This window comes from Aliiglaciecola sp. SL4, assembly GCF_041538045.1.
Lineage (GTDB): Bacteria > Pseudomonadota > Gammaproteobacteria > Enterobacterales > Alteromonadaceae > Aliiglaciecola.
In genome coordinates this window covers 14,302-40,770 of record NZ_JBGOSE010000008.1, presented here as the reverse complement: position 1 = coordinate 40,770, position 26,469 = coordinate 14,302, and the positions used below count along the sequence as shown (strand labels likewise).

Genomic DNA, 26,469 nt, shown 5'->3' with positions numbered 1-26,469 from the left:
TACTATAAGTGCACTTAGTAATTACTCAGTCAAAAAGATAAAAGTAGTAAACGATAACGAGACATATTATGCAAAACTTCAAAAAAACATTAGCAATATTACCTTTGACAGTCAGTTTATTATTGGCTGGATGTGACAAAGAACAGTCCGCAACTACACAAATCAGTGTAGAACAGGAGCAAACTCACGCAAACATCTCGGCTCAAACCATTCGCCAATCAGCCAAAGACATAGGTGATCGCGCAGGCCAATGGCAAATCGGACAATTAGGAAATTTAAACTATATTCCAGAGTCGCACCGTGCCAAGTCTGAAAACGCAAAATTTTGGATCCAAGCAGCTTTTTATATTGGATTAACTCGCTGGACAGAAACGACAAAAAATCAATCGTTCCTAGAGTTTATGGAAAAAATGGCTGAACAGGAAAACTATGAATTGTTGTTAGACCGCCCTTATCATGCAGATGACCATACCATCGCCCAAACCTACCTATGGTTGGCAGAGCAAACTAAAAATAAAGATGCAATCAAGCCAACTCAAGCTGTATTCGATATGATTTTGGCGAATAAGCCTGAAGTAGGATTAGAGATGTTAGACGAAACGTCTTCTGGCTCAGGAAAAGTCCATTTGGAAGGTAATTGTCAACTTCGCTGGTGCTGGGCAGACGCACTATTTATGGCACCTCGCGCATGGTTGCAGATGAGCAATATTACAGGTGATCCTAAATATTTTGAATATGCAGATAAAGAGTTTTGGGCCAGTGCCGATTACTTATTTTCTGATAAATATGGATTATTTTTCCGTGACAGTCGCTATTTCGATTTGAAAAGTGACAATGGCGAACCCGTTTTTTGGGGGCGAGGAAATGGTTGGGTGTTTGCTGCAATACCTTTAATCATTGACGAGTTACCTGACGGTCATCCATCTAAATCTCGCTATATTGAATTATATAAAAAGAATGCAGCGGGTTTACTTAAATTACAAACTGAAGAAGGTTACTGGCCGGCATCGTTAATGGATCCAAATAAAGTGAAAACACCGGAAGTAAGTGGAACTGGCTTTATCACTTTTGGCTTAGCTTGGGGCGTAAACAATGGCATCTTAAAAGATGAAAAGTCAAAACAAGTCGTTGAAAAAGGTTGGTCAGCAATAGAAAAAGCAATCGCTGAAAATGGCCGAGTGAATTGGGTACAACACGTAGGTAAGTCACCAGACCCAGTTAAGAAGACAGATTCACAATTATATGGTGTAGGCGCTGTGTTATTAGCGGCCTCAGAAATGGTTAAGTGGAAAGAAGAGCAATAAATACCAATGAGTAAGGGAAAAACTGTCATGGCTAAGCAAATTAATCATATGTTTTCAGTTATGGCAGTTTTAGCTCTATCGATGAGCATTACAGTTCACGCAAATGCCGCGCAAAAACAACCAAATATAGTGGTTTTTTTAATCGATGACTTACGAGTAGATTTAGGCACTTATGGCAATAACGATGTAATTAGTCCTAATATTGATAAAATAGCGAAGCAAGGAGTAAAATTTACTAAAGCTTATGCGCAACAAGCCATATGTGGCCCTTCTCGCGTCAGCATCATGACCGGGTTACGCCCAGAAACCACGGGCTTATATAGTATAGATAGAGCCGGTCGTTTGCGGCCAAATCAGCCAAATATTGTCTCTATGCCCCAATTATTTAAGGAAAACGGCTACCAAACCATCAGTATTGGTAAAGTTTACCACAGTGTTACCGATGATCAGGAAAACTGGACAACACACATTAAAAAGCTCGATAACTTTTATACTATTGCTGGTAATAAAGAAAAGAAATTTGCCTATGAAGCAGGGGAAGTCGAGGATGACTTTTATAAAGATGGCAAAGTAGCTATCGATGCAATTGAAACGTTAAAGAAAGTAAAGAACGATAAGTTTTTAATGGTAGTGGGGTTTAGTAAACCGCACTTACCTTTCAATGCTCCTAAAAAATATTGGGATTTGTACGACCGAGATCAATTTTCCGTACCTAGTCGAAACAAGCCAAAACATATGTACCCTTTAGCCTTAACTAACTGGAATGAATTAAGAATGTACGGAGGTATTCCAAAAGAAGGGGATACTAGTGACGAATTAACCAAGACCTTGATCCATGCTTATTATGCGTCAGTGAGCTATATGGATGCACAAGTTGGTAAAGTGATGCGAGCTATTAATGAGCTTAATCTCCGGGAAAACACAATGATAGTGTTTATGAGTGATCATGGTTATAAACTTGGTGAATATGGTGCTTGGAATAAACACACTAATATGGAACTAGATACGCGCGTTCCATTAATTATCAGTCGCGAAACGGCGCACAAAAACCGCAAAGCAGGTGTAACATCTTCGGCGCTTATTGAAAATATCGATATATTTCCGACCATTGCCGAGGCCGCAGGCTTACCTTTGCCTAAAACGGATGGTAAAAGCCTCATTACCTTATTAGATAAACCAGACATGCCATGGGACAAAGCCGCTTATAGCTTATTCACACGTGGTAAAAAGCGTATGGGGGTAAGCGTGACAGATGGAACTTGGCGTTATACCGAATGGCGCAATGCTGACAACCAAAACATATTGTTTAAAGAATTATATCTACATGAAGATGATCTTGTGGCGTTCGAAAACGTTGCAGGCCAAAAAAAATATAAAGCCGTGGAGCAGAGTTTAAAAAAATTATTAGATGAGAATTTCCCATCCAATGCACCCTCTTTTCATAACAAACCAAAGTTAGCGAATAATTTAGCCTCAGTTAATTGAAGAAACAATTAAAAATCATCTACGACGTGAAAGCATTAATTGTTTTATTTTTATAAGAGATTAATTATCACAGTCAACAGCATTACAATCAAAATATATCAAAATCACTCACCTAAACTCACCGCACATAGAAATCTTTAAGCAATAAAAATGTTAACGTATTGTTTAGATTTTTCTAAAACCACGTACAGGCCAATGAATACGTAGCCCACAGCGATTTAAAAGGGCTAGTCAACTTCATGTTTATTGAGCAGGGAGATAAATAATTTAACATCTGACGTCAAGTATTAGGAAGACCACTGCTTTCGGTAATACATTTAATCAACTTTCATAATAAAATCAACAATTAACACATAGACCATACAAGACCGAATAAGATTGTTATTGAAATGTTATGATTATTTTAAATATTTTGTTATCATTATTTTGTTAAATAAGCGTTAACAATATTTATCATCACTGAGTAAGTGGCTAAATATTGGCTTTGAGACCCCTAATATCGCAATGATTGACCTATTTAGACTTAATGTGATTTTTTCCATTAAATAGTATAAGGCAGCATTGCGTATCGTTTATCTTCAAATCAGAGTAAAAACTATGTCAATAACAAACAAACGCAGGTCTATGCTCAAATACTTATGGCTATTAACATCGTCAATTGGTGTTTCAGTTTCTTGCGCCCAAGCAGAAGTCACCTTGGAAAGCGAAGTAAAAATTACTGACCAAGGGTTACATTTTGACGGTCAAAAAGTGGGTTTTAATGCGCCGGATAATGGTTCGGAACTTTACGACTATCATTTTGGTAAAAACATTTCGGCCCATGGTGATAGCGTTAAAACATATAAACATTATGTTTTTATGACCTGGTATCGAGGTGGCAAAGATGATCGCCATGTCATGTTATCACGCTATAACAGTCAAACTGGCACTGTTAAGACCATTGAATTTCCCCATCGCCATACCGGTTTTAGGGGGGACTGGTGGGTTGGTGAATCACATAACACTATTGGTTTAGCGGTAAGTCCTTTAAATGGCACCATTCATATGGTGTATGACATGCATGCTTATGACAACACTAAATATGATGGCAAATTTGAAGATGACTATTTTCGATATAGTTTTTCAGTGGCTGGGGCTGCGGAAGTGCCAGATGAAGAGTTCACGTTGGAGCAGTTTGTAGAAGATACCAGCGAGATCAGCCAAACCGACCTAAGTACAGGATATGTTGATTATAAACACCTTGTAATGACTGGAGACTTAGGCGATAGAGATAACTTTTCCGCGTTAACTTACCCAAAATTTTTTGAAACCAAAGACGGCACTTTACTACTATACATGCGTTGGGGTGGGAATAATAACGGTGCCTATTATTTTAATCGTTATGACGCAACTGAGCAAAAGTGGTCTACGTTTACCCCGTTTAACCATAAAAATCAAAAAACGAATCATGGAAACGCCTATAACTGGGGTCTATACGGCAACATGAAATACGTAAATGGTAAGCTGCGGGTAGGTTTCCAACAACGAAGCAATGATAACAATGATCGATACCTATACCAAAACGGTGTCTATTACGCCTACTCAGATCATCCTGAAGGATTTGGCGATTGGAAAAATCATAAAGGCGAACCGATGACATGGCCTTTAGTTAACTCTGACGAAATCAAGGTGTTTGAGCCTGGCGATTACATCTCTCACCAAGAACCGAACTCAGTTTATATTGTTGGCAGTTTTGATTGGACAGTTACCGAGAAAGGTGATGTGCATATAATTAGCCTAGTTCGCTCAACAGACCGTACTCGACCTGACTTCGAACAAGTTTATATACATTCTTATAAACCAGCAGGTGCTGAAGAATTCATAATAGATACAAACTTTGTTGGCGCATCCAATATTTATACGGCGGGTGACAATATTTATATTATAGGCTTGAAAAATGGTCGTCCCTTTGTTGAAAAAGCAGTGGGTGGTACAAGTGATTTCGAACGAGTCTACGAAGAAACTGAAGGTCCTGTATTTGACCATGGTACGGTTTATGTAAAAAATGGCAAAGTGTATTACTACTTGATGGAACGTACTTCCGGTAATGCAATGCCTCTTCATCTACAAATAATTGATTTAGATATTGAAGCGGATGCTACTCGTCCAAATGTTTCATTTCCGGAATCATCAATGACTGTTGAGCAAGGTTATGAAAAATTAGCTCTGACAATTACAGCATCAAGCCCTGTTGAAGATCGTACTATTGAATCGGTAACGTTATACATTGATGATGAGTTAGTACGGGTTGATAACACTCTACCCTATATATTTGGTCACGGTTCAAAACCTCATGAAACTGGTGCTATGGGTTGGAGAGAAGATCATACTCCAAACCCAAATCCATTAAGTTCTGGTGTACACACATTCAAGGCGGTAGCCCTTGATAGTGAAGGTCAAACAGCAACAGCCTATATGCAGTTAACGGTTAACGCTACAGCACCTATTGTTACATTTCCTCAGTCTTCGATGAATGTTGAGCTGGGTTTTGAACAATTAGGTATCACCATCGACGCTCAACCATCGAGTGAAGATCGAACGATTGAATCGGTTACTCTATATCTAAACGGTGAACTTGTCCGCGAAGATACATCCGTACCATTTAACTTTGGTCATAAGTATAAGCCTTATGAGACTGGCGCTATGGGCTGGATTAGTTGCGATCAAGATCCGGTACCTACCCCCTGCCATACTCCAAATCCTAACCCACTTGGAGAAGGTGAGCATACTTTCACTGCCGTAGCACTTGATAGCGCAGGCGAAACAGGCGAAGCAACGATGAAACTGGTAGTCAATGGCTTACCTAAACCCCCTATTATTACATTCCCTAAAGATGTATATGAGATGACGGAAGGGTATGAACAATTCGGGTTAACATTAAGTGCAGAATCACCAGTTGAAAGCCGCTCGATAGTGTCTGTAACCTTATACCGAAATGGTGAACTTGTGCGTGTTGACACTAAACCGGTGTGGAATTTTGGTCATAAATATGCACCTTACGAATTGGGGGCCATGGGCTGGATTAGCTGTGATCAAGATCCAATCCCTAGTCCATGTCATGAACCAAATCCTAACCCATTACTTGCTGGTGAGCATACTTTTACCGCAGTAGCTTTAGATAGCGAAGGGTTAGAAGGAGAAGCAAGCATGACATTGATTGTTTTACCTTCTCCTGCACCTACTATTACCTTTGATAAATCCAACATTTCTTTGCCAGGTGGATACGACAGCTTCTCACTATCTGTCGATATTGGCACCGTAGAAGAAACGAGTGAAGTGATAGTAGGACTATATATTGACGAAGAGTTCGTTCGTGAGCTTTATGAAGCCCCCTTTGTTTGGGGCGGTGAATTTTATGAGTCTGAACTATTAGGTTTAACACAAGGAACACATACTGCTAAAGCCATTGTTACTGACGATAAAGGCCGTACAAATGAAGCATCACTGATTTTTGAAGTGGGTATTTTTGGCGACTTAAATAATGATGGGGACGTCGATAAATATGATATGCGAACATTTACCCTTAAAGTGAGAAACGGACAAATAACTAATTTGAATTATGACTTTAATGGGGATGGCGAAGTAAACAGCCGTGACGTTAGAGGCTTTACCAGCTTGTGTTCAAGAGCTCGATGTGAGGTAAAGCCGAATGAATAAGAGCCTGACATAAATTAGATCTATAAACAAGAAGGCACAGTCTAAACGTCAGTGAAACCTAAGTATTTGGTGACACCATGATTTTAGTGACTGACGCAAAAATGCAGTAGATAGACGAAAAAGTAACTGGATTGACGGTTAAACATGTTTATGGTTTCAAAGTTTAACCGCATTCAGTTAATAGATAATTGTTTTAAACAACTCGCAATAAAAAGGTAAAAAAATGAAATTTTTAATACTTATATTTTCCTTAACGTTAGCGATTAACGCTAATGCCGGATTAATCAGCACCGAAACAGACCAAAATAGCTATAACATGGGCGATGTCGTCACAGTTGATATTTTTGTCAATGAGCTAAATCCAAATCTTGACTTTTTAGAATTAGATTTTGTTTTTGATGATTCACAACTTGCGTTTGTAGACAATAGCTGGCTTGATTCAGATGAAATCGTTAACTTTGGTGCATTTGGAGACGCATTTACGTACTTATCCAATACCTTAATTATGCAAGCCTCTTTCTTGTACGGAATAACCGATATCGTTGGTACTTCATTTCAATTAGGTGAATTACAATTTACCGCGTTAACGAATATCAACACGCCATTATTTAGCAGCTTAATTGTTACCGCTCAAGATGTGAACTTCAATGATATTGAAGCTCAAGTTGCTGTACCAGAGCCCTCAGGAATTGCATTATTGTCGATTGCAGCGGTTTTGTTGTTAATTCGTAGACGCCAGTTAAGCGCATAGAGTTTAGAGTCGATAACTGAATCATTTTTAAACTAAGGCTTACACATCAACAACCGTATAAGCCTTCTAAGTTTGCCCTTAATTAACGTATTTAACTAACAATTTATTGCTACTTCGCAATAATTAATAACGATTTGATCTGAAGGAAAAGTCATGATTATTAGGCAGGTGTCACTCTCTATTATTATGTTAGGACTGCTATTCACAGCTGGGATAAAAGACGCCCAAGGCAAGGTAGAAAAAAAATATTTTGCCGATAACGGTTGGGGTGAAGGTGTAGCAGTTGTTCAGCATCCAGCGGGGGAGCATCGCAATGGTATTACGTATGTTGCTTACCAAGGAACACTGGAAGATCCATATGTAGCAGCATACAACCATACCAACAAACAATGGATTGGTCCGTTTAAGGCCGGAACCAGCGTTTTAGGTAAAGATCCTAACAAAAAAATAGACAGCCACGGCAAACCTACCCTCATTATTGATAATGCGGGTTATATTCATATATTTTACGGTGGTCACGGTGGTGTAGAAGCATTACATGGTAAAAACCCACTTGGTTCAGGTACTCATTCTGGTGAAAACAAGCACTCCGTATCAAAAAAACCATTAGATATTTCAAGCTGGGAAGACGTAGACAACATCCCTCCATTCGGTACTTATAACCAAGCAATAAAAATGGATAACGGAGATATTTATTTGTTTTATCGTCATGGTGCACATCGAAGCAACTGGGTATATCAAAAATCCATCGACAATGGCCGCACTTTTTCAGAGCCTGTATCGTTTTTACAATCTAAACGTCGTGCTGACAATATTGGAACAGATAGTTGGTATGCTTATGCTTCAAAAGGCTTAGATGATGAAATAGTAATTGGTTTCGACTATCACTTCTGTTGGGATAAAGATGCCCCCCGCAATAACCGCGGCGGACATTCAACTGAGAGAAAAAACCTATACTTTGCAAAATTTGATACTAAATCAAATGTGTGGAGCAATGTGAAAGGTGAATCACTTAATATACCGATTTCTAAAGAAGTAGCGGATGAAAAAGCACTAGCCATAAATACCGGAGATTTATGGACGTTCAATGGTTCAACTAAAGTAGATAAACAAGGAAATCCACATATAGCCGCATATATTGGTGAGGATATTGGCTGGCAAATAGGAGGTCCAAAACACGCTTCACATTTCACTTGGGATGGAGAAAATTGGCTCGGTAAGTTCAAAAGCGGTTTACCAATTGGTCGAGGTGACTTTTTAACTGATGGTGACAACGTGCGCTTTTTATTAAGTGGCATTGATTCTAAAACAGATAAAACCCGAGTCAGCTGGTGGGAAAGTCATGACTCTGGTGTCACGTTTAGCAAGGGAAAGGATTTGTTGCGTTTTGGTGATTATCTTGGCACACCTGATGAACAAGAACTGAAACGTCCAAAGTCGCTAAGTAACTTGGATAGTCCAGGTTCAGCCGCGAGTTCATTTATTCGAAATGCCCACCCTGATGCACGGTTTATTGTGGCAGAGAAACCAGAAAATAGTAATTGGCGTCGCATGTATTTGATCGGTGACAAAGGTCCAGTAACAAGAGTATATGACGAAAGATAGTTTTTTGATTCTCCCATCTAACAACAGCGACTGGACAGAATGTCTAATCAATGATGATATGATTGACGTGTCGTTACCAGTCGCTTACCGCTCTTATCTCTGTTGCAAGTGATATAGGCTCACCCCAATAATATTGGCGTCAAGTAAGACGTAAGCTTGATGACTCTATATTATCTTCTATTTGATATTGGTGACGGCTTTAACCGGTGCCACATGCTCATATTTAGCGTTTACATCATCAGTCATTCGAATCGCGTCAAGGTACAAAAAGTGATCGTTTTTCATAACGCCTAAATCACCATTAAAGTACATTCCCCAAGAGGGGTATATTCCCTTGTCATCGTTATAACCAAATTGAACATTGTGTTTGTTCAGTACTTTCTTAGCATCGACCCATAGTTCTATGAATCCGCTTTTTTCGTCTGAATAATCCACTTTTACATGCAGGACAAAATCAACCCACCTATCAAGATAATCATTTTTACTGCCTGGAATTTCGAAATGCTCGGTGCCATCTCCATTTCTTGTCGGACTTAATTCATAAGGATCCCACTTCCAGTTTCCTCTTAAGCCATCTCTGGTAAGGGTTAAACTAAATGGTGGGTTACGAGAATGCTCATTCAGACGTTTATCAGCACTACCGTGAATTTGAAAAAATAACCAATCATTGAGTTCGTCTTTAGTGCCTTCAGATGGAAAATAAAAGCTAAACCCATACCACGCTTCAGCCCCTTTCACTTTTTCCGTTTTAAAACCATGAAACATAGCCTTGCGGTCGACGTTATCCAGTTTATTTTTATCGCCATTATAAGCTTGAGGGTTTTCGTGGCGCCAAATTAATTTAGCAGCATGACGACCTTCTCGTACAATTTCGCTTTCTATTTTAAAAGCGTGCTTGCCTTGATGTTGATTAAACATAAAGGTCTTTTCTAAATCAGCATTTAAGCCCGGTGTAAAACCTCGTGGAGATGCCGCATTCCACCCCCCCTCCTCAAATGACTCATAAATCAAGGACACATCTTCTTGAGCTTTAGAATCTATCTTAGCCTCAGCGTTAGCGTTTGAATTTTCAGTAAAATTTTTGTTTGAATTATTATCACAGCCCGCTAGTAAGAAAGCGATTAGCACAGCACAACTCTTCATTTTTAACATAGTAAAGTTCTCTTCTTTAATTGTTCCGTAATGTTCAAAACACTAAAACTTGTCAATCTGTGGTGCACGAAATTTGCCTTCGTGCCATAAATACAAACGCTGCGATACTCCCTTTTTAATATTCAATACAACGGCAACAGTATCGTTAATAATGTTTTTAACCGGTTCCATTTGAATGCGAGTATTTTTTAAGCTTAACTGCTCTTCTGTTACACGCCAGTTTTGACCGTTATGACTCTCAGCTTCTGCAAATATTGTCTTGTTATCGTCGGTTTTGTAAATAACCACTGCAGTTAACGATTCTGCCATCTTGTCTAAAACTTCAAGGTCAACAATATTCATGATTTCAATATTATTACTGTCATGCAAAGTTCTGTTAACTGTACCTGGCATCGGGAGACTGTGAACCCATTCGCCATTTCTATAGGCAGTCATTCTCCACTCACGAAAATCATTAGTTCGTGCCTCATAAGCAACTGCGGGGGTTCTCCCCTTCAAAATAATTGGCTTGGTGCCAAATGGCGTTTCCTCACGCTTAGTTGAATCAAACGCTAATGTTTTGTCATTGGCTTGTTTCAATGTGATGGGTAATCTCAATACTTCATTCTGTGCATTATGGAAGTTACCGCTTTCAGTATCTAGCTTCATGTAGTAGGCGTTTATCCTTCCGTAGTTTGTTTTATTGTGAACCTCGTTAAAGTTACATTCGTGCCAAAGAAAACTAATGGCGATTTCAGTATCTGAAATTTTTACAGGATTGATATAAAAGGTATCTACATTAACTGGGTTATCTTGCTGTGGAGTTGGCCAAGTAATAATGACGGGCTCTTCAAAATGTTGCTGACCACTTTTCATTTTGTAGTAAACCCAAGGAGACTTATGCGTACCAGTCCGAGTAAACAAGTATATGTCTCCATTTCCCATTTTATAGCTTTTTGTGTACGAGGCAAATGGAGTGATATCGTTAACATAAACGAAACTGCTAATGTCATAAGGTTTTTCAGACTTTACATGCAGCATTCTGCCTCCAGCATGGGGAGTATCGATAGAAAACGGATTAAGCCCATCTTCTCTCTCACCGCCGTGACCACCGTAGACAATATGCAAATGACCTTTACTGTCCATTTCAATAATAGGCCTTCCGTGACTATCGATTTTTCTGTCACCTTTAGACAGTGTGCTTTCTGCTGCTTTATAAGGGCCTTGCCACTGATGAGAAACAAGGTTGTAGCTGGCGATATAAGGATCAGTCAAATGGCCTTGGTATGTGATATAAACCGTATCGTCCTCCACATGTTGCCAGCCTCTATGTGGATTACCCTCCAAATTTTCTGTGAAATAACCTTCTGGTAAATCAGGAATATTGGTGGGCAATGGGGATTTAGGTCCCAACGTTTCCGGTAATAGTCCGTATATTTGATGAAATGTTTTACCTTGCTTATAAGTATCATAAATCACTTGATACTCTGGATACTGACCGTACATGTATTGATCTATGCGCCAACGCCAATAGTCTTTGCTTTCAGGATCGTTCAGATCAATCTGAGCCGCCAATGACGAAAACACTTTGTCGTTTACTGAAAATTTTTCGATTAACGCCTTTCGTTTATCCGAAAAGCTATGTTCCGCCGAATTTTCTTCATAGGTATGGGTAGAAAGGCATCCTGCACACACAAGAGCAAATAGCAATAATAAAGACGCTAAAACAAGACTTTGGAATTTATAAATCACAAAATCGAACAAATGGTTAGCAGATTTCATTGCTATACTTCCCCTTTGTATCACTTTTTGATATTGGTTGATTTCATACAACTTTGAATACCTACATCAAATACGACTGATTTAGCACACCATAGTGTGCTGATGAGTTCGATCATAGGTAAGTAAACCAAGAAACCACATATCACTTTTTCTTGGTTTAACAAGCCGCCTAGTTTCTTAATTTAGCATCGTGCATCAAGCGCTTTACAGGTCCGTTATCCCCCAGCAAATATAATTTATGCCAATTACTGCCTGTTTGCTTTTCGGCCACAATAACTCGTGCATCAGGATGGGAATTTTGAATAAGTGCAGTTAGCGCCCAAGCAGCATTTTCACGACGCAGCAGCTCCTGACTCTTATTGAACGACTTTCCACCATCAACACTAGTAAAATACGAAATCACGCCATCATTTTGTTCTTGATAACCGAGTGCGAATGTCACTTCGTTTGCTGAATTTATAAAAAAGTCGCCACGAGAAACAGTATTGTCTAGTCGCGTTTGTGGATTAACCGGATTCCCCCCTACCCATTCGGTCCCTGTCCAGCGGAAATAACTAGTTTGTTTAGGACCTCCTGTTTTGTGCCCTAAGTCTTTTCCTATATTAGTGGCAATATGCGGATACCCATTTTCATCTAAGTGTGCTGAGCCATTGAATGTCCAATTTTCACCCGTTTTGGCGACTAATGTCTGATTGTCAGCAACTTCTCGAGTAACAGGAATGTTTACGTTTTCTTCTTTAACATTGTGCCAAGTACCACCTTTGGTATCAAAAACCATATAATAAGCATCATGGCGCTCTGTTGTATGTCCTCTACCGTTAATACCTGCATCACTATTCCAGCAAACATGGTAGTCGTAAGACACAATAATATCGTCATTTTGACCTTTGCTAACCCAAGCATACCAACTATCATCTGCTTTAATATCTTGGCGCTTTTTATGCTTCAAGAAAGATACCGGTGCATCAAATGTCCGACCGTGATCAGTGGATTTTTGATAAACCCAATCACTGCGGTGGGCACCATGTCGATAAAAAAGATATATATCACCATTATCCATTTTCACCGCTTGGTTATACGTGCCAAAAGCGGGAATGTTATCTAACTCTTGCCACTGACTAATGTCACCTGGTTTTGTTGTCACTACATGTTTATTGCGTCCATAATGGTGATTGCCCAATAAATTCTTACCATGTTTAGGCATACCTCCATGACCACCAAAGAAAATATGAATGTAACCAAGATCATCGATTAACATGGTAGGCTTTCCGTGATTATCTATTTTAGGACGAGATGGGTCCTTACCCATTTCGCTCACTCCAGCTTTAAAGGGACCGTTCCACTCTCCTGTGTTATGGTTATATGAAGCGACATATGGATCTTCTAGAGGCCCTTGATAAGAAACATATGTAATGCCGTTTGCATGCACGCCAGCAGGATGCTGAACGATAGCGAGTGGATTACCAAACGCATTATCAGCAAAAAAATCTACTTCCTGGGATGTATTATTATTGGTTGAAACCTGATTATTGCATGCCGCTAGTAAGCCACAGCTCACAACAAATAGCATTGTTTTAAAGTTCGTAATCAGCATTTTCATAGTAATCTTTTTTCTCATAGACAGTTACACCTCATATTCTTAATGGCACGTTTGTTCGTATATTATTGTAAAACCTTGCGTTTATTCACTGGATACCAATTATTTAGCTTTTTAGACAACCTAGCCACTACATCAGCATGTTCTCTGGCTAGGTTGTTAGTTTCGTGTTCATCTTCTAATAAGTTGTACAAACGGGGACCAGACAACACATCTTCATGATATTTTTGATAGCTCACGTTTTTACCGTCATAACTTAAAATCAGTTTCCATTTACCATCTATCACCCAGCGGTATAATAAGGTCGACTCTGGCTCGCTTAGATCATCCATATCATGAGCAAAACCTTCCCCAAAGATTGCTTCCCGTTCAATCGAAGTTTCGTTTTTCATGTTAGAAAATAAATTAATGCCCGGTAGGTCTTTCGGCACTTCTACTCCTGCAGCACCCAATATAGTTGGAACAATATCTATACTGCTAACCACTTCAGACCGCATTTGTGCTTTCAATTGGCTTGGTAAGGCAAACATAATCGGCGTGCGAACTCCGCTTTCTCCGGGACTTTGCTTAGAGCGAGGTAAAAAACGCCCTGTCTGTGAAGGGTTTGTTACCCAACCATTATCTGACACATAAACAATAAGGGTATTGTCTTTTAGACCTTTTCTTTCAAGGTGTTTAAATAATTGTCCATTTGTTTCATCAAACCATTCAATCATTGCATAATATTTAGCGATGGATATTGGTAACCCTTTGTTCTCATACTTTTTCAAAATACGCTGCGGTGGAGTGTGGGGAGCATGAGGCATAAAAGGGGCATACCAAATAAAAAATGGTTTGTTTGCCGCACTCGATTCATCGATAAAGTCGGTAATAATGCTTACACCCTCACGGCCAATTTTTAGTCCATCATCCCCATGACGCCCGCCTTCTTCGGGAAATCCTCTCGTCATTCCGCGGTCAAATCCACCGCGCTGAAAACTGCCTTCCCACCACTTACCTGTTTGTAAAGACATATATCCCTTCGACTTAAGCAATTGGGGTAAAGTCGACACTTGATCAATTTTTGCAATGATCTCAGACCGCTGTTTTTCATATAGTTCCCCGCCCTTCCCACCTGGTAATAAACGTGACGGATCATTCCCTGTAATGCCGTGCTGGGATGCATAATAACCAGTAGCAATTGTGGCCAAAGATGGGCGACATAGTGCCGTAGGTACATAGCCTCGCTTAAAAGTCACTCCTTCTGCCGCCAATTCATCTAAGGTAGGTGTTTTAACAATGTCATGACCCATGAACCCATAATCGTTCCAAGCATGATCATCAGATAAAATTAATAAAATATTTGGCAATAGCGCATTGTTATCGGACGAGTTTTCTTTGGTTATTGTTGCCGCTTTTAAATTGCTACAAGCCACAACTGAAATCAGCACAAAGATTGACAACGTCAGCTTTATTTTATTGGCTATAAATTTGTTATGGGAAGTAGTTAACCTAGATAAAGTAAACATATTTGTTCCTATAAATATCGATTTAATAAGATAGTTTTCCAAATATTGTATATTTGGTCCATGATGTATTGTTGTCTTTAATCAGCAACTGAAAATCTACAGTTGAACACGTCCTGTTATTTGATAAATACCAGGACCCAAATTGGTCAGTGACGTTGCTACGGTACTTACTTCGTTTAACGTAATAGTTTTATTATTAACCTGAGGTAATACTATGTCTGCGGTAGTATTTTTAGGCACAGTTAGGTTTATGATTAGCTGCTTATTTGTAATTTGCCAATCAACCTTAACCTCCCCTTGGGGAGTAATATAACTGCCTTTGGCATGGCTTAGTTCATTCCCAAACTGAGGTTCAATACGGATTTCAGAAAAGCCAGGTTTTTTTGGCGTTATACCCAAGATACCCTCATAAAACCAACGAGACACAGTGCCATAAGCATAGTGATTTAATGAGTTCATTCCTTGCGGATTGAAGCCATTTTCAAGTGAGTATGAATTCCAACGCTCCCATGTAGTTGTAGCGCCGTTGTTGATTGAATAAAACCAAGATGGATATGACTCTTTAAATAATAATTCATAAATCACATCACTGCGACCGGCCTCCTGCAGTACCTTGGTTAGTAACGGCGTACCTAAAAATCCCGTGCGTAAATGAGAGTCAGCTTCACGGATTAGCCCTATTAATTTTTCTAACGCAACTTCACGCATTTCTGGTGGAAACAAATCATAGGCTAGCCCTAATAAATAAGTCGTTTGGGTTGGGATTGCGTCTTCTTGTTTAAGGTTTAACTGCTGATCAAAGAATTGTGTCATAAACGCATCTTTAATTTTGCCATGTAACTCAGTTAATGCAGTCACATCGTCAGGTTTATTCAACACTTTTGCCGTTTTGAGAGTTAACTCTGTTGACCGTGCAAAATAGGCAGTACCAATGAGGCTAAAGTCAGTATTACCGCGATTACCATTTTCGCCTTCTTTTATATTTTGCGGAAAAGGTTGTAACCAATCACCAAAGGTTGTCATGTTAGAAATTAAATTTTCACTTTTCCTTTCATGATAACTAACCCACCCTTTCATCATCTCAAAATTATCGGCTAATATCGTTTCATCCCCTGTTGCCATATAGAGCTCCCAAGGAATAATCGTTACCGCATCGCCCCAACCTGAAGACGCAAAATTTATCCACTCAACAAAAGGCACATACAGTGGTATTTTTCCGTCCGGGCCTTGCTCTTCACGAATACTTTGTAACCATGCAGACCAGAAGCCATATACATCTGCCATGTACATTGAAGGAGTAACGAATACTTGCGCATCACCAGTCCAACCTAAACGCTCATCCCGTTGTGGACAATCTAAAGGAATGTCGAAAAAGTTACTTCTCATTCCCCACACTATGTTTTCAGACAACTGATTTAATTTAGGGTGGGAACTTTCGAAGTTTGCATGAATTTTCACATCAGAGTGTTGGACCATCGCTTTAGCCCAGCTTTTATTAGGGGTATGCTGGGCATCGAAACCGGATATTTCAATATAGCGATAACCGTGATAAGTAAAAGTTGGCTGATACTCAATCACTCCTGTTTCACTAGGTAAATAGTAGTTGGTCGATTCTGCACTGCGATAATTGTCAGTATAAAACTCACCTTTATGCAGAGCTTCGGCATATCTAACTTTAACTTCTTGACCCGCTACAACAGGTATATTCAGTTTAGGCACACCAACCATATTTTGACCAAAATCAAAAATCACAACACCATCTTGGTCACTCACAATATTGTTTACAGGCATTTCTTCTGTAATGCGGATAGGCGCATGTCGTTTAGGAGTAATCAAGATGTTCAGATCTAAAGGCTTTTCAATTGCCGCAGCCCAAGCGTCTTGCTGAAAACCAGCAGTTGTCCAACCTTGCATTTCGAGACCTTGGTTATATCGTTCACCATCATAAATGCTAGCAAATCGAATTGGACCTAATTGAGAAGCCGACCAACTATTATCAGTGACAACGACCTGACGAGAGCCATCGGTATAAGTAATTTCTAATTGAGCCAACAATCGTGCTGGTAACCTATGATCCTTATCGGTAAATTTGTACACGCGACCAGCGTACCAACCACCAGCGATACTTGCTGCAATCACGTTGTCACCCAACTTCAAGTTATCAGTAATATCGTAAGTCAGAGATTCAATACGTTTAGCATAAGGAGTCCAACCTGGTGTCATTACATCTTCAGTTGATACTTCAGTTCCATTAATATAAGGCTTAAATAACCCTTTAGCACTGATGTGCAGACGCGCTTTTTTAAGTTCTTTAGTTACACTAAACTTTTTACGTAAATATTGAGGTGTTGCAAGTGTTGCTTGTGAAGGATTTTTAGCCAAATCCGTGTCAGGGTGACCGATCCACTTTGCTTGCCAGTCTTCGTTGTTTAATAAACCCAACTCAATTGATTGCGGTTGACTCCAAAAAGATGGTTTATCTTTGTCATCCCAAATACGTACCCGCCATAAAACCTGTTGACGAGAGGTCAAAGGCTTGCCTAAATATTTAATCCAAGAGGTGTGGTTGGATTTTATTTTTTGACTATCCCAATAAATATTTTCATTTGCGAAATCTGCCTGCGTAGCTGCAACTTGAATTTGATAAGCAGTTTGAAAGTCAATATTAGAATCTGGGTCTATTTTCCATGAGAACCTTGGCTTAGATTCGTAATAACCAATTGGATTTACAAAGCCCTCACCAACTTTAAGTTCTGTAGGGGCGGTCAAAAAAGAAGCAGAAACTTGACTTAATTGTGGCTCAGACTCTGTGTTTTCAGCTACACAAGCCGCCACTAACATTACCATAAACATAGATACCGCTAACTTACTTGCTGTATTTTGCCAAATTGACATAGACGCTCCATTTACTCGCAAAATTTTTAAACTGCAATCAATCATGCTCAGCTTTTATAAATCTCAATTGTTGATTGAAAAACTCTTTAGTTCACTTTCTAGATAACCAATTCGCTGAGCGACAACCTTAAGCTGCGCCCTTTCAGGTAATACAAAAGGTTTAACATACAGCTGCCATGCCACAGGCTCGTAATTATTTTTTATTATCTTGTAACTTATTGAAGCACCCTGTGTCGCCGCGGATAAATAAATTTTTCCTTGATTAGTTTTTATAACAGGGTTAGCAGTTTTAGGCTGAGTTTCACTTCCTTTCCATAACTGAGAAATCAACTCTTTCTCTGCCATCGACGGGTCGTCTGCCACTTCTTCTAACCATCGATCCATTTCTTCGCTCAATACTTTAAGCGTTTTCGCATATCTTGGATTGCTGGCTAAGTTATTTAATTCGTGAGGATCTTTAAACGTGTCAAACAGCTCTTCAGGTTGTTTAGTCTGTCTAAACCATTGTGCTTGAATAGACGATAGTTTTTCTGCATCTCGCAGTCTCAATAATTCTTGCATAGAAGGTATTTTTTCGCGGTATGCGACCGGCAAATAATAGGCTTGCTCAGGTCTATAATTCCGTATGTATTTGAAACGCTTATTTTTAACCGCTCTTATTACATCAGTAAAACCATCAAATCTATCAGCTGCAGCATGTACGTATTCACGCTGAATCAAACCATTTTGAATAAAATCCCGACCATGCATGTGAGTAGGCGTTTCCATCCCAATCAACTTTAAAGTGGTAGGAGCAAAGTCGACAAAACTAATCAATTGATCGTCAACTTCACCTGCTCGATGCTTATTTGGAAAGCGAATTATGAGTGGCACTTTTAAGCCGCTGTCATAAACCAAACGCTTCTGGCGGGGCAATGGGCCACCATGATCGGAATAGAAAAAAATAATAGTGCTATCTAATAAACCATCTTGCTTTAATTGCTCAAGTACAGCACCAATCTGGCGGTCAGTTTCCGCCAAATTATTATACATTTTCCATAAATCTCTTCGTACTAAAGGTGTATCTGGCAAATATGGGGGAATTGGAAAATCTAAATTTTTTGGTACGTGAATGGGAGTATTTAATTGATTAGTTTTATGGTTAGGATTGGTAGACAAAGTAGCAATACGCGCGGGGTCATCAGAAAAATAATGTCTCGATTCAATTTCTCGAATACCATAAGGTTCAAACAACCCAGACTCATGAGTAGTGGTAAAATTTACCACTGCAAAAAATGGTTTATCTGCTGGACGGTTACGCCAGTGGGCGTAAACACCGCTTTCATGCCACGCATTTTTAGGTGCTTCAAATTGATAATCGGTTTTATAGTTATTGGTCGTGTAATAGCCCAACTCTCGCATATATTGACTAAGCATTTTAGCTTCTGGCGGCGGCACTGCTGCATATTTTGGCAAACCGGTCTCATCAGTGTTTGAGGTGGTTCGCATATGATTCGCCCCGACAGAGGAGGGATACATTCCCAAAGCTAAGGCAGCTCGACTCGGTGCACAAACACCAGAAGTAGAGTAAACATTAGTGTATTTCACCCCTTCTTCTGCAAGCAAACTAATATTGGGGGTGCTTATGGTGTTATCACCGTAAGCTGGCAGTATGGGGCTCATATCTTCTAATACCAGCCACAAGATATTTGGTTTTTTCTCGCCTTTATCCTTTTCCGTCACTGCATTCGCCTCTATGCTTACAAGGCTTATGAGTAAGTAACTCAGAAAAAGTACAAGTGCTTTAATTACATTAAAATTCATAAAAACTCTTTACCAAAAAATTAAACATGCCAGCTAAGTTAAATTGCGTTCATGTAAAGAAAAATGCTTAGCATGCTTTCAATTAAACTCAAACTTTCAACATTTAACTAAGTATAAACTATTCAATATAATACCCACACAGGCAATCATTTACAATCACTTTACGTCAAATTCACTTTATTTTAATCTACAATTAAGTCGAATATTCACATTATTTAATTTTCAACCTTTGTATATTGTATTTACTGTCACCTAGGCAAATCTCAACAGAGCAATTAACTCAACATCTATCACAAAGTTAACAATAGTTTAGATAGTGTTGCTTTATGCATGAAATAAATATAACTCGAGGAGTTTTTATGGGCACCACTGTTTATTTTGCACCAAGGCGCTTTTTAACAAGTACTTTAATAAAAAAGGAAATTGAACGAATGTAGATTTAGAGCAGGTTTGATACGCACAAAAGTAAACAATATTTACTTATGTCTCTGAATCAATGATACCAAAACCGCCCGCGACCACTGCTATAAGTGCAATACCAACCTATTCTGTGCGAATTAATCATGACTTAGGTTTCCGAAATGAGTTAACAAAATATTGCTAGAATTTGGTTAGGGTCAATAGTATATCAATTAGTATTTATCAGGGCATGTGTCGCCATTTACCATTACTTGCTAAGTTAGAACTAGTGATGAAGTATGATGGAACCGCTTTTGCAGCTAGTATTATATATTAACGGCGTTTTCTATCTACAACTTCGCAGATAAACATTTTCAATTTTTATTAACACAATCCCCCAATTATTTTTGTAAAAAGCTATATCTTTAATATTATTTTTAATTTTAGTTAAAAAATTGTTATTTTTTAACTTTTTCACGCGCACTTTTTATCATTAAATATCAACCACTTATATTTTAAGCTGATTTTTTATGATTATAAAAAGACCTGATATGACCTAAAGTGCTTCAATTGTATTTTTTAATCTGTTATTCTTCTTTACAATTCATTTACGTTTGATTTCAAAATGATGAAGTTTGCGACTATCTGAAATAATAAACTCCGAAAGCTGAGGAAAAACACATGGGACACACCAATCCACAAACCGCTACAAGTAATTTGAAAAACAGATTCTTAATAGCTGGATCTGCGGCAGTATTAATGGCGGTTAGTTCGCCAACCGTTATAGCACAACAAGTTAATGACGCTTTAAATAGTAATGGGCCACAAGAGGAAAATCTTGAGGTAATTGAAGTTTCTGGCGTACGCGCCTCTTTGGAAAACGCACTCAATGTTAAACGCGAAGCGCCATCTATTGTCGATGCAATATCTGCAACTGATATAGATGCTCTACCGGCATTGGATTTAGGTGAAGCGCTACAGGCGATACCAGGAATCCAATTAGAACGATCAGGTGAAGGGCGTCAATCTGAAATTAGCTTGCGTGGTTTAAGTGGCGGTTTTGTTAAAACCACTGCATTCGGCCAAAGCTTCGCGACACCAAGTCGCAGTTTCAGTGCAGAAGGCGCAGCAAATCCATTTTCTGCATTCGAAGCCGGTATTTTTGATGGCGTAACCGTTGTTAAAACACCAACAGCCGACATGCAAGCTGGAGGAATTGCAGGTATCGTCGATAAGCAACTACAACAAGCCTTATCCAAACCAGACGGCAAATATTCCGTAAGTGTCGGTGGCCGTTACGAAGAACTAACTAGTAAATGGGATCCTTCATTTAAAATATCGGGGACGAAACATATTATTGAAGACAAATTGGCAGTAGCTTTTAAATTCGCGGGCTCTGGACAAACTTTCCGTCGCGATACTGCCAACTTTATTAACTACGAGACACTTGGTTTAGAACATCCTCGTGGTGGTACTCGTGGTACTAACTCAGATACAATAGACGCCTATAAAGAAAAATGGGGAATTCCTGATGACGCTGAAGTTCGTGGCGTAGCGGAATCAAGAAATGTATCCGAATTTAGCGATGGGGATCGTCTTTCTTTCCATGGCAATATCGAATGGAAGCCCGTTGATTATCTGAAGTTAGGTGCTCACCTCCTATATACTAAACGTAACCTCGATAGTGGGACTAAGCAAGATGGCGGATACTTTTCTGGTATGAATGCTAGAAACGCTAATAATAATGATATGTTCCATAAAATCGAACCCGATATGGATACCGCACCATTTATTTATGACGTTAATGGCGCAGGCAATGACGTATACGGTGTTTCTAAAGTTCATATTACAGATGGTAGTTGGCAAATTACCAACCGTGAAACAACCTTTTTAGAAGAAACGAAAGGCTTGATGCTTTATGGTGATTATTTGGTTGAAGATTGGAAGTTTGATGGTGTAATTAGTCACTCTGAATCAACTAACCAATTTATGAATATAGGTCTAGATTTTAGGATCCAAGGTCACCACAGTCCAACACAACGTGTAAATGGTGAACTCGGTGACGTTGTGCCCACTGGCATTGATGTTACGATTGATACCGCTGGTGGTGACATGGCTAATGCTATGACAGCAGGTACAGGTTGGGAAAGTATTAACTGGGGTGGAGGTTGGGTTCCGACTGACAACCTAGCTTCAAATTGTATTTCCAATCGAAATGAGACTAATGATAATCGCAAGATTGCGTTTTGTTTAACGGGTCGTATTGATGAACCTAAACGCGAATACTCTAGCGGCGAGTTTAATGCCTTACGATATACCGACTTTGGTTTTGGCGATACGTTACGTTTTGACAGTATTAAGTTTGGTACTCGTTTCACTAAAGAAGTATTAGAGAATCGAGATCAACAATTAACGGCAGCTGGCGCAAATGTTGCCAATATTGCTCAGGATACTCTCGTTGGCAACCCTTTGCTATCTGGCGGTCAATCGAGCTATTTCAACGGTCATTACCCTGGCGCATTTGGTACCGAAGGCGGTTGGTTAACGGTAGATAATGCAGCCTTTGCAGCTGACCTTCAAGACGGTTTAGCGCCAATTGATGGAGCGATTATTGCTGATCCTTCAGGTTTTTATGAGAGATTTATCGGTCCTCATCCTCAACGTTATGCAACTAACTTTTCTGCTGACCAAAATATAATTGCGTTGTACGCAATGACTAACTTTTCTGGTGAATTAGGCTCCGTTCCTTATACAGGTAATATTGGAGCGCGTTATATTAGAACTGAAAATACCTTTGATGGACAGGTTCGCGATAGAAACAACGAGTTAGGTGATATTCTTTTACCTACAACAGTTGAGCACGACTATGATCATTTCTTACCTTCAGCGAATGTTAGCTTTGAAGTACACGAAGATGTAGTAATACGTGCGGCTTACTCTCAAGGTATTGTGCGTCCAAACTTGCGTATAATGACACCATCAACCGATTTACGAAGTAACGAAACTACTGCAACAATTACCTTACCTAGTGCTCTGGTTGAACCATATGATGCGGACAACTATGACCTATCGGTAGAATGGTACAACCGTGAGGGAAGTGCCATCTCTGTCGGCTTGTTCAAAAAGAATATATCTAACTTCTTTGGCAACGCTGTTCAAGTCTGCCCCGAAGGTGACCCGCTTATCACCGATATTTTAGGAAGTGATATTACACGTAACGATGCAGGTAATGGTAATTTCACCTGTACTCAAAACGAACAGACTCTTACTCTCGATGGTGAATTGGTAAATCGTGACGTAACAGTTAATCAAAGAATGAATACACCAGCAGAAATTCAATTAACTGGTGTTGAATTTGCAATTCAGCAAAAGTTAGACTTCTTACCTTACCCATGGAATGGATTTGGTGGTGTATTTAACTACACTTATATCGACCAAGATTCTGATGACGACGTAAATAGCGATATCAATCGTTTATATAAAGTGGCTCCAGAATCATTCAATATTATTGGTTACTATGAAAACGATGGATTTTCACTGCGTGTAGCCTATAACTGGAAGGATGATTCGCTACTAAAAGCAACTAACACCTACTTAGGTTTATTGCCGCGTGTACAAAAAGCATCTGGTCGCTTAGATGCTGTGGCAGCTTACAAATTTAACAGTGATCTCAAAGTGTTCCTGCGTGGTTACAACCTAACCGACGAACAACGTGTAGAACATTGGGGATTTAATGATAAAGCTGTTGCTCGTGTAGATTACACTGGAAAAGTATACGAGTTAAGTGTGAACTACTCTTTCTAATTTCTTGTTTGGAAAATTAGAGGCTGGTAAGTCTCTATAAACACAGGCCCAAGAGAGGTTTTCATTTCTTTCTTGGGCTTTTTTATGTTTAGAAAACGCAGAGGCTAACCAATTCTGACAGACTACGTTGTGTAAATTGCAGACCTTCTTCATATATGAGCCATTGGCAACTGCATAATAGCTAATAATGCAGGCCTTCAAGTGCTAAAAGCAGCTGTTCACTTTCCCTGTGCACATTAACAAGAAAGCTTGTTATACCTTAATATATTCTATAATTGCCATTTGTTCGTATGTAGATGATTATTTCTTCATTGCTTTTATTCTCAATGAAGTGAATGTTTTTCCAGATGACTGAATGTAGCTGCCTGGTTCCAGCGATACTGCTTTTTGCTCTTTGCTGTTGTAATTAACTTGCCCTGCAATAATAACCGATTTAAATTCGCTCGCTTCAGTATGTATCGTGCCTTTGAACTCTGCGGGTATCTTAACCATCGAACCTGATAATTTAGAAGGTTCACCCCAAACAAAATAAGCCTTTACACCTTTAGCTTCAATGAAGTTTAAATCCTTGTGTTCCATCCAGACAATATTGTTTCTATGAAGGTTTATAGGGCGCTCACCATTATCAAATTTTTCATTGGATGGCTTAACAAGGTATGGGCCAGAATCAATTTCTAAGTAGATAAGATTGGTTTCACCATTTGCAGCAGTAATATGGTCTTCTCCAGCAGGCTGAGCCCAATAAGATCCCGTTGATATCGCAATACGCTATGGTACACCTAACGATGCAAACCTTTACGGCTTTAAAATATGTAACGTACCTCGTGTGCTTTGTGCAACCGAACAATATTTAAAAAACAATCCCAAACTAAAGCACCCTAATGACTTGATATCTCATAATGGTCTTTTGTATCAACTACATGACATTATTCACGATGTATGGGAATTTGCCGAACATGGAAAACCCATCAAAGTAAAAATGCAAAGTAATCGCAGCTCTAATGATGCTGAATTAGTAAGACGTTGGTGTGTTGCTGGCAAAGGGCTAGCGGTGAAATCTAGCTTAGATATGTCACATTATTTACTAAACGAAAAAATTGTATCGGTGTTAACTAATTTCGCGCCAAAACCCTTTGAACTATGGCTTATTTGCCCGAGTCGACAAACCATAACACCAGCGGTGAGATTGCTAAGAGAGCACCTTAGAAAAAAATGTCATACAATATTTACTCAGTTAATTGATAAAGGCATTTTAAAAAAGGAAGATCTTCAATAAGTATCTCGATTGAAATCGAGGAGGATAAAAATACAGACAACTTGAACATTCGAAAATCGCTCAACACCACCCAATAGTAATGTCCCCCTATCCCTGATCAGCAGATATTAACGAAGGTTGTTCTATAAGCGGTAAGCATCGTGATGACAATTGACATCACGATGCTATATTGAGCACTAAAACAGGTTAACAAAATATAAATTACAAGGACTTACAGCGAGTTAGCGCCTCTAAATAATAGTAATCACCATAATTTAGAGAAGCGTCTAAATCCAAACCTCTTGGGTAGTGACCCGTAGCTTGTTTCAGCAGAAAGTGGCCATTTTCACCTTCACTTGCCAAGTATGCAGGTGAAGCTAAACTACGCAACATTTTGACTGCAGCCTTTTGATAACGTTGAGCTTCATTTTTTTCTACGTAATTCGATAATTCCAATAAAGCACTGGCTAATAGAGAAGCCGCTGAAGAGTCTCGATAGTTAATAATAGATGGATCATCCGGCGCATCGTAATCAAAATAAGGTACTAAGTCCTCAGGCATATTTTTGTGCGTTAACACATAATTGACGATATTCTGTGCATGCTGTAAGAATTTTTCATCCTTCGTATAACGATAAACCATAGTGTAACCATACGCGCCCCACGCTTGTCCTCTTGACCATGATGAGTCATCAGCTATACCTTGGAATGTTTGTTTGCCTACAGGTAGGCCGGTATCTCGGCTATAGTCGACCAAATGATATGAACTGTAATCTGGTCTAAAGTGGTGCTTCATAGTTACTGTCGCGTGACTAACAGCAGCGTCATAATAGGTTTTATCGCCACTCAATAACGAGGCATTGAATAGTAACTCCAAGTTCATCATGTTATCGATGATCACTGGAAATTCCCATGCCCCAAAACTCCATGAGTAGGTCGCCCCGATAGTTGAGTTAAAACGCTCCATTAAGGTTTTAGCTGAACTAACTAAAACAGGTTCGTAAGCTTTATCGCCCACTAATCGCAAGCCGTTACCAAAGCTATTGTTCATGATGAAACCAATATCATGGGTTTTTCGGTTGAATTGCATTTTTTCTAAGGCATCGGTCCAGGTTTTAGCAGTTTTTAACCAGCTAGCATCTTTGTTATGTTCGTATATATACCAAAAGTTTCCAGCGACAAAACCACTAGTCCAGCCCATTGGATTTGTATACTTCACTTCCCCTTCACTAAAGGATGCGGGGATCTTTTTGGGGTCAGTATAGGCTTTTCTAAAATCATCAAGTTGTTCTTCAGCCCTATCTAAGGCGGCATTGCAAAAAGCCACGTTGTTTTGCGGCCATTCCACATTAGTAGTGTTTGTGTTGGCCAGTGAATAACTCGTAGCACTCACGGTCAATGCTAAAGAAGCAGATATCGAAAGAAAAACCTTATTTAATCGAGTTGACATGCTGA

General features: G+C 39.3%; 14 protein-coding genes and 1 pseudogene. 7 read left to right on the top strand and 8 right to left on the bottom strand.

The window, feature by feature from the left end; genetic code table 11:
* Nucleotides 1–68: 68 nt before the first annotated feature.
* The 5 genes from AB6T38_RS12845 to AB6T38_RS12825 all read left to right on the top strand — a co-directional run bounded on the left by AB6T38_RS12845 (nt 69) and on the right by AB6T38_RS12825 (nt 8,841).
* A complete protein-coding gene (locus AB6T38_RS12845; protein WP_372547691.1) occupies nt 69–1,304 on the top strand; it encodes a glycoside hydrolase family 105 protein in 1,236 nt (411 codons plus the stop codon).
* 27 nt (nt 1,305–1,331) lie between these two features.
* The gene (locus tag AB6T38_RS12840; protein WP_372547690.1) at nt 1,332–2,789 is read left to right on the top strand and encodes a sulfatase; all 1,458 of its coding nucleotides are present in this window, start codon (nt 1,332–1,334) and stop codon (nt 2,787–2,789) included.
* 597 nt (nt 2,790–3,386) lie between these two features.
* Nucleotides 3,387–6,485, top strand: a complete 3,099-nt coding sequence (locus AB6T38_RS12835) for a BNR-4 repeat-containing protein (RefSeq protein WP_372547689.1) — start codon at nt 3,387–3,389, stop codon at nt 6,483–6,485.
* Between the two features lie 223 nt (nt 6,486–6,708).
* Nucleotides 6,709–7,236: a PEP-CTERM sorting domain-containing protein gene (locus AB6T38_RS12830; protein ID WP_372547688.1), complete on the top strand. Its 528-nt coding sequence runs from the start codon at nt 6,709–6,711 to the stop codon at nt 7,234–7,236.
* A gap of 153 nt (nt 7,237–7,389) precedes the next feature.
* The gene (locus tag AB6T38_RS12825; RefSeq protein ID WP_372547687.1) at nt 7,390–8,841 is read left to right on the top strand and encodes a BNR-4 repeat-containing protein; all 1,452 of its coding nucleotides are present in this window, start codon (nt 7,390–7,392) and stop codon (nt 8,839–8,841) included.
* Between the two features lie 177 nt (nt 8,842–9,018).
* Here the strand turns inward: AB6T38_RS12825 and AB6T38_RS12820 are convergent, their stop codons facing one another.
* The 6 genes from AB6T38_RS12820 to AB6T38_RS12795 all read right to left on the bottom strand — a co-directional run bounded on the left by AB6T38_RS12820 (nt 9,019) and on the right by AB6T38_RS12795 (nt 19,557).
* Complete coding sequence (locus AB6T38_RS12820) at nt 9,019–9,993, bottom strand: polysaccharide lyase (protein ID WP_372547686.1); 975 nt, start codon at nt 9,991–9,993, stop codon at nt 9,019–9,021.
* 42 nt (nt 9,994–10,035) lie between these two features.
* A complete protein-coding gene (locus tag AB6T38_RS12815) occupies nt 10,036–11,754 on the bottom strand; it encodes a hypothetical protein (RefSeq protein WP_372547685.1) in 1,719 nt (572 codons plus the stop codon).
* Between the two features lie 169 nt (nt 11,755–11,923).
* Entirely contained in the window at nt 11,924–13,372 is a 1,449-nt protein-coding gene (locus AB6T38_RS12810; protein WP_372547684.1) for a BNR-4 repeat-containing protein, read from the bottom strand.
* 44 nt (nt 13,373–13,416) lie between these two features.
* Nucleotides 13,417–14,859 carry a sulfatase gene (locus AB6T38_RS12805; protein ID WP_372547683.1) on the bottom strand — a complete coding sequence of 481 codons (1,443 nt, stop codon included), beginning with the start codon at nt 14,857–14,859 and terminating at the stop codon, nt 13,417–13,419.
* A 96-nt stretch (nt 14,860–14,955) separates the two neighbouring features.
* Nucleotides 14,956–17,754, bottom strand: a complete 2,799-nt coding sequence (locus AB6T38_RS12800; protein ID WP_372547682.1) for a family 78 glycoside hydrolase catalytic domain — start codon at nt 17,752–17,754, stop codon at nt 14,956–14,958.
* Nucleotides 17,755–17,817: 63 nt separating this feature from the next.
* Complete coding sequence (locus AB6T38_RS12795; protein WP_372547681.1) at nt 17,818–19,557, bottom strand: sulfatase; 1,740 nt, start codon at nt 19,555–19,557, stop codon at nt 17,818–17,820.
* 1,080 nt (nt 19,558–20,637) lie between these two features.
* On the opposite strand from AB6T38_RS12795, the gene AB6T38_RS12790 reads away from it, so the two are divergent.
* The gene (locus AB6T38_RS12790; RefSeq protein ID WP_372547680.1) at nt 20,638–23,760 is read left to right on the top strand and encodes a TonB-dependent receptor; all 3,123 of its coding nucleotides are present in this window, start codon (nt 20,638–20,640) and stop codon (nt 23,758–23,760) included.
* Between the two features lie 300 nt (nt 23,761–24,060).
* Here the strand turns inward: AB6T38_RS12790 and AB6T38_RS12785 are convergent, their stop codons facing one another.
* Nucleotides 24,061–24,474, bottom strand: a complete 414-nt coding sequence (locus tag AB6T38_RS12785; protein WP_372547773.1) for a DUF4437 domain-containing protein — start codon at nt 24,472–24,474, stop codon at nt 24,061–24,063.
* Between the two features lie 31 nt (nt 24,475–24,505).
* Between AB6T38_RS12785 and AB6T38_RS12780 the strand changes: the two are divergent.
* Nucleotides 24,506–25,036: pseudogene (locus tag AB6T38_RS12780) on the top strand (substrate binding domain-containing protein); the annotation flags it as partial.
* 201 nt (nt 25,037–25,237) lie between these two features.
* On the opposite strand, the gene AB6T38_RS12775 reads toward AB6T38_RS12780, so the two are convergent.
* Nucleotides 25,238–26,464: a glycoside hydrolase family 88 protein gene (locus AB6T38_RS12775; protein WP_372547679.1), complete on the bottom strand. Its 1,227-nt coding sequence runs from the start codon at nt 26,462–26,464 to the stop codon at nt 25,238–25,240.
* Between the last annotated feature and the right edge of the window lie 5 nt (nt 26,465–26,469).

Excerpts from the sequence above, each read along its gene's own strand:
- AB6T38_RS12845 (WP_372547691.1), top strand. The coding sequence starts at position 69 with ATGCAAAACTTCAAAAAAACATTAGCAATATTACCTTTGACAGTCAGT.
- AB6T38_RS12830 (WP_372547688.1), top strand. The coding sequence starts at position 6,709 with ATGAAATTTTTAATACTTATATTTTCCTTAACGTTAGCGATTAACGCT.
- AB6T38_RS12775 (WP_372547679.1), bottom strand. The coding sequence starts at position 26,464 with ATGTCAACTCGATTAAATAAGGTTTTTCTTTCGATATCTGCTTCTTTA.
- AB6T38_RS12840 (WP_372547690.1), top strand. The coding sequence starts at position 1,332 with ATGGCTAAGCAAATTAATCATATGTTTTCAGTTATGGCAGTTTTAGCT.
- AB6T38_RS12825 (WP_372547687.1), top strand. The coding sequence starts at position 7,390 with ATGATTATTAGGCAGGTGTCACTCTCTATTATTATGTTAGGACTGCTA.
- AB6T38_RS12805 (WP_372547683.1), bottom strand. The coding sequence starts at position 14,859 with ATGTTTACTTTATCTAGGTTAACTACTTCCCATAACAAATTTATAGCC.
- AB6T38_RS12815 (WP_372547685.1), bottom strand. The coding sequence starts at position 11,754 with ATGAAATCTGCTAACCATTTGTTCGATTTTGTGATTTATAAATTCCAA.
- AB6T38_RS12800 (WP_372547682.1), bottom strand. The coding sequence starts at position 17,754 with ATGTCAATTTGGCAAAATACAGCAAGTAAGTTAGCGGTATCTATGTTT.
- AB6T38_RS12835 (WP_372547689.1), top strand. The coding sequence starts at position 3,387 with ATGTCAATAACAAACAAACGCAGGTCTATGCTCAAATACTTATGGCTA.
- AB6T38_RS12790 (WP_372547680.1), top strand. The coding sequence starts at position 20,638 with ATGGGACACACCAATCCACAAACCGCTACAAGTAATTTGAAAAACAGA.
- AB6T38_RS12820 (WP_372547686.1), bottom strand. The coding sequence starts at position 9,993 with ATGTTAAAAATGAAGAGTTGTGCTGTGCTAATCGCTTTCTTACTAGCG.
- AB6T38_RS12795 (WP_372547681.1), bottom strand. The coding sequence starts at position 19,557 with ATGAATTTTAATGTAATTAAAGCACTTGTACTTTTTCTGAGTTACTTA.
- AB6T38_RS12810 (WP_372547684.1), bottom strand. The coding sequence starts at position 13,372 with ATGAGAAAAAAGATTACTATGAAAATGCTGATTACGAACTTTAAAACA.